At 48.6% G+C, this 4669-nt stretch carries 4 protein-coding genes; 2 read left to right on the top strand and 2 right to left on the bottom strand.

The window, feature by feature from the left end:
- The first annotated feature begins 188 nt into the window (after positions 1-188).
- Positions 189-365, top strand: coding sequence for a hypothetical protein (locus LBF86_05755; protein MDR0665009.1), 177 nt, complete (start codon positions 189-191; stop codon positions 363-365).
- Positions 366-613: 248 nt separating this feature from the next.
- On the top strand, positions 614-1681 hold the full coding sequence (locus LBF86_05750; GenBank protein MDR0665008.1) for an Mrp/NBP35 family ATP-binding protein: 1068 nt from the start codon (positions 614-616) through the stop codon (positions 1679-1681).
- A gap of 127 nt (positions 1682-1808) precedes the next feature.
- On the opposite strand, the gene rpoD is transcribed toward LBF86_05750, so the two are convergent.
- Both rpoD and LBF86_05740 read right to left on the bottom strand, forming a co-directional pair.
- On the bottom strand, positions 1809-3677 hold the full coding sequence (rpoD, locus tag LBF86_05745) for an RNA polymerase sigma factor RpoD (GenBank protein MDR0665007.1): 1869 nt from the start codon (positions 3675-3677) through the stop codon (positions 1809-1811).
- Between the two features lie 590 nt (positions 3678-4267).
- Positions 4268-4543, bottom strand: a complete 276-nt coding sequence (locus LBF86_05740) for a hypothetical protein (protein ID MDR0665006.1) — start codon at positions 4541-4543, stop codon at positions 4268-4270.
- Positions 4544-4669 lie beyond the last annotated feature (126 nt).

Genomic DNA, 4669 nt, shown 5'->3' with positions numbered 1-4669 from the left:
CGCGGCGGTTGAACTATTTACGAAATTACCCGAAAGGACAAAGATGAGGCGAAAACTGCTCTCTACTTGCTTGTCGCGCTAATCTCGCTGACAAGCGAAGCGGCTACCGAGAGAGAGAGAGAGAGAGAGAGAGAATAGAAATTGCGGGCGATTATCTGCAAATCGCGCTACCAGCCTACGCCTTTGGGTTGTCGTTGTTTGACGACGACGACGAAGCCAAATGGCGGTTTATAAAATCCTTCGCGGCTACGCAGGCGACGGTTCATTCGATAAAGGCGATCGTTCAAGAAAAACGACCAGACGGCTCTAATCGCGCCTCTTTTCCAAGCGGACGCTCCGCGGCGTTTATCCATAGGCGATACTAAATTAAAGAGGCGGTTTTCCCCTACGCGATCGCCGCTTTTACGGCTTACTCCAGAGTAAAGGCAAAAAAACATTACGCGCATGATACGATTGCCGGAGGAGCGATCGCGGCGGCGTGGACGTATTTTTTTACCGACAAACAAATCGTTGTCGCGCCGATCGAGGACGGCGCGATCGTAAATTACCGGATCGAGTTTTAGTTATCAAGCGAAGCTTTATTAAGATCGCCGTTTTTAATCGAAGGAAGAATATGACCGAAAACGAAGTAAAAACGATTTTAAGCGGCGTTAAGTATCCTGGGTTTGATCGCGATATAGTAGATTTGGGGTTTGTTCAAAAAATCGCGATTATCGGCGATCAGATTACAATCGATCTGGAGATCGCCGCCTCCGCTTTGGAAGTCGCGCAAACGCTTAGAGAGGATGTAGCCAAAGCGCTTGCCGACGCGGGACGTAAAAACGCGGTTTTGAATATAGTTCAGCCCTCCGAGTCAAAAGAAACAAGCCCGCGCGGTAAAAATCTCGCGCCTAATATCAAACGTTTCGTGATGATAAGCTCCGGCAAAGGCGGCGTGGGCAAAAGCGCGACAAGCGTAAATCTGGCGGTCGCTTCGGCGATGCAGGGCAAAAGAGTCGGACTATTAGACGCGGATATTTACGGACCTAACGCGCCGCGAATGCTTGGGCTTGAAAACGAGCGGCTGAACGCCCGCGCCGACAAAGCGATTCCGCCTGAAGCCTACGGCATCAAGACGATCAGCATGGGCATGATCCTAGAGCCGGCGCAAGCGCTTATATGGCGCGGTCCGATGATCGTAAGAGTAATCGAGCAGTTTTTTACCGACGTGGAGTGGGGCGATCTGGACATACTGTTTATGGATATGCCGCCCGGAACGGGCGACGCGCAACTAAGCCTAGCGCAATCCGTGCCGGTAAGCGCGGGCGTTATCGTTACCACGCCGCAGGCGGTGGCGCTAGACGACGCTAGACGCGGACTCGATATGTTTATTAAAACGCATATTCCGATCGCGGGAGTTGTGGAGAATATGAGCGGGTTTATCTGTCCAAACTGTAACGCCGAACACGATATTTTCGGCAAAAATTCGCGCGGGATTTTGGCGCGCGAATACGGCGTTCAAACATTGGCGCAAATTCCGATCGAGCCGGCGATTCGCGAGGCGTGCGACGTAGGCAAGCCGATCGTATTTGATCGTCCAAGTTCCGAAACGGCAAAGCGCTATCTGCAAGCCGCCGATTTGCTATGGACGTTTCTGGAGCGAACCAAAGGCGATAACGCGGAGATTCAACCGGATCGTTAATCGCCATCGCGCCCAATCAAAACGCGCTCGCTTGCGGATAACGAGGTGTAACGTTAGTTTGCTCGCCGCCTTGCGAGTTAGAGCCGGCGAACTAGCGGCTAAAGGCGGGCGCGGCGGTCAAGCTCGATCACGCCGTGCCGTCTATATAATTTTTAAACGGTCTTCCGACTTTTGGGTGTTTAAGTTTTTTAATAGCGCTCGCCTCGATCTGTCTAACGCGTTCGCGGGTAACGTTAAGGACTTTAGCGATCTCCTCTAACGTGCGATCGCTTTCGTCTTCCATCAATCCAAAGCGCATAGATATAACGATTCTTTCGCGGTCGTTTAGCTGATCTAGCAGCATAGACACCTGCGTTTTTAGATCGTCGTTTAGAGCCGAGACAACCGGATTTTCCGACGTCCAGTCCTCCACGATGTCGATGTATTTTCCATCGTCGTCGGCGCCAATAGGCGCCTCAAGGCTGATCGGCTCTTTTGTAATTTTAATCACGCCTTTTATCTTCTCCGGCGGCAAGCCGACCATCTTGGCGATCGTATCCTCGTCGGGTTCTTTGCCGTGATCTTGAAGGAATTGGCGAATAACTTTATTGATGCGGTTGATCGTTTCGATCATATGGATTGGGATACGAATCGTGCGCGCCTGATCCGCGATCGCGCGGCTGATCGCCTGTCTAATCCACCATGTGGCGTATGTGGAGAACTTAAAGCCGCGTTTATACTCAAACTTATCGACCGCCTTCATCAATCCGATATTGCCCTCTTGAATGAGATCCAAAAAGGGCAGTCCGCGATTGGTGTATCGTTTGGCTATGGACACGACAAGGCGCAGGTTTGATTTAGACATTCTCGCTTTGGCGGCGTCGCTAATTCGTTTGCCGCGCTTAATCTGCTCTAGTATAGATTTTAGCCCCTCTTCGTCTAAATTAAACTGCGCTTTGCCCGCCTCTTTTGTCCATATGAGCTTTTTAATATCCATATAGATATTTACCATAGTAGCTTCTGGCGCTACCGAAGCGATCTCCTCTTTGCTCATACTCGTTATTTTTTTTAAAAGCTGCTGGTGCAAAATACGATGGTTATCGTTAAATAACGGCAGACGATACTCCAGCCTTTTTAGTTCGCGCTCAAAATGCGCCTCGCTTTTAAGGCTCGTTTCCATAGCGCGGACAAGCTCGTTGATAAGTTTGCTTGTCGGACCAAGCTCTAGCAGCTTCTCTTTAACCGCGTTTTTCTTAAACGCGTTCATAAGAAAAGCTAGCGTTCTAGCGGTTTCGTCCTCTTGTGACAACGCCTCTTTACGGCTGGTTTTTTCCCACTCTTTTTTCGCTTTTTCCAGCGCGTTGAAACTCTCAAGCACTTTTTCTACGCGCTTGTTGTCTTTTTTGTTGGCGGGTTTTTCGGCGGACTCTTCGGCGTGAAGCTGCTCCTCCGCGTCGTTGTCGCTCTCTTCGTCCAACTCGTCGTCTTCGTCGTCAAAGCTCTTAAACAGCTCTTTTACGCGCCGCTCGCGGTTAATTAGCGCCTCTTTGTAATCGATAATAAAGTCAAGCAAATACGATACGGAGCAAACCGCGTCGATAATCATATCCTCGCCGTTTTTGATCTGCTTGGATATTTCGATCTCCTCCTCTTTCGTGAGTAGCGAAATCTGCCCCATTTCGCGCAGATACATTCTGACGGGCGAATCGGATCGGCTCCATTCTAGCAGTTCGCGCTCTTTTATAATGTCGCTATCGTCCTCGCCCCCCTTCTCTTGAAGTTTTTTAAGTTTTTCTTGATGGAGTTTAGCGTCCTGACGATTTTTATGCCCTACGACTTCGGCGTTGGTTAGTAGCGAAACCTTATATTTTTTCGCGTATTCCAAAACCTTCTTAGCTAACGCGGCGTTTGGCTGCTTGGAGCATAGTTTGGCTATCTGCTCGTAGGTGGCTATCGCGCCTTTTACGCTTTCAAACAGCGTTTTAAGCGGATCGTTCTTGGCTTTTTTTTCCGACATTAGGATTCCTTTATCATCGCACGAAGATTATTTACTTTTTGAGTTTATATAGTTGTATTATACCAAAAAACTTTAGCGTCAAATTTACGCGGCGGCAAAAAATATCGTCTTACTTAAAAAGCCGCGTAGAGCGCGGGTTTCGCTCGCGGCGCTTTACGATAGGTTTCAGACCGCCCTTATCGCCGTTTCGCTTATCGTAATCAATAATCGCCAAACAACTCGCGTCAGAGCTCTTTTCGCAAACGTATTAAACTAAACTTATAGCGGAACTACCGCCATATTTTTGATTACGCGTAAGGGGATTGCAATGCGACGCGTTCGACGGGCTAAAAGCGCGCTTAACGGCTGGCTTGTAGCCTTGTTTTTGGCGTTCTCGACGTTCACTAACGCTTTTGGAACTGAACCGTTTTATGAGCCGAGAGCTTTTATCTTGCCTTTGGATGAACCCGCAAAAATAGGCGAGACAATGTTTGTTCCGGTAGAGATTAGCTACTCCCCAAAATGGAAATCTGCGAAAATCCGGTTTAAGCCCGGTTCGCAATGGATTCCAAACGTAGGAGTCGATCCCAATTCAGTGAAGGTCGGCGAAATTACGCTGGACGATACGGTTCAAGCGTCCTATACCGTCTATCTTCTAGTCGTTTAACGGCTTTTTGCAAGACGGCGGGTTTCATATTGATCGCTCTACGATCTCCCGAAATAGACTGAGCGTAGAAGCCTATATCGCCGCGCTCCTCTACAAACGGATAGACGCTGTTTCTGGATTTCGAGGCGTATTTGACCGCTTCCATAACAAGCGTTAAACCATCTATATACTCAACGCCTCTTTCTTTGCAAAACTCTTTGATCGCTCCTATCGTAGTCAAAACTCAATAGTCCGCGTCTCTATCTTGCTTAAACTCCCTAGAGAGTTTGAAAAAGAGCTTTTTCTGTCTCGATAACGTATTACCGTATTTGATCTTGAGCTTCTTATCGTCGCCGTTTAACTTGAA

Source organism: Helicobacteraceae bacterium, from assembly GCA_031258155.1.
Lineage (GTDB): Bacteria > Campylobacterota > Campylobacteria > Campylobacterales > SZUA-545 > JAIRNH01.
Note: the sequence above shows the minus strand (reverse complement) of the source record. Positions and strands in the feature narration are given on the sequence as shown.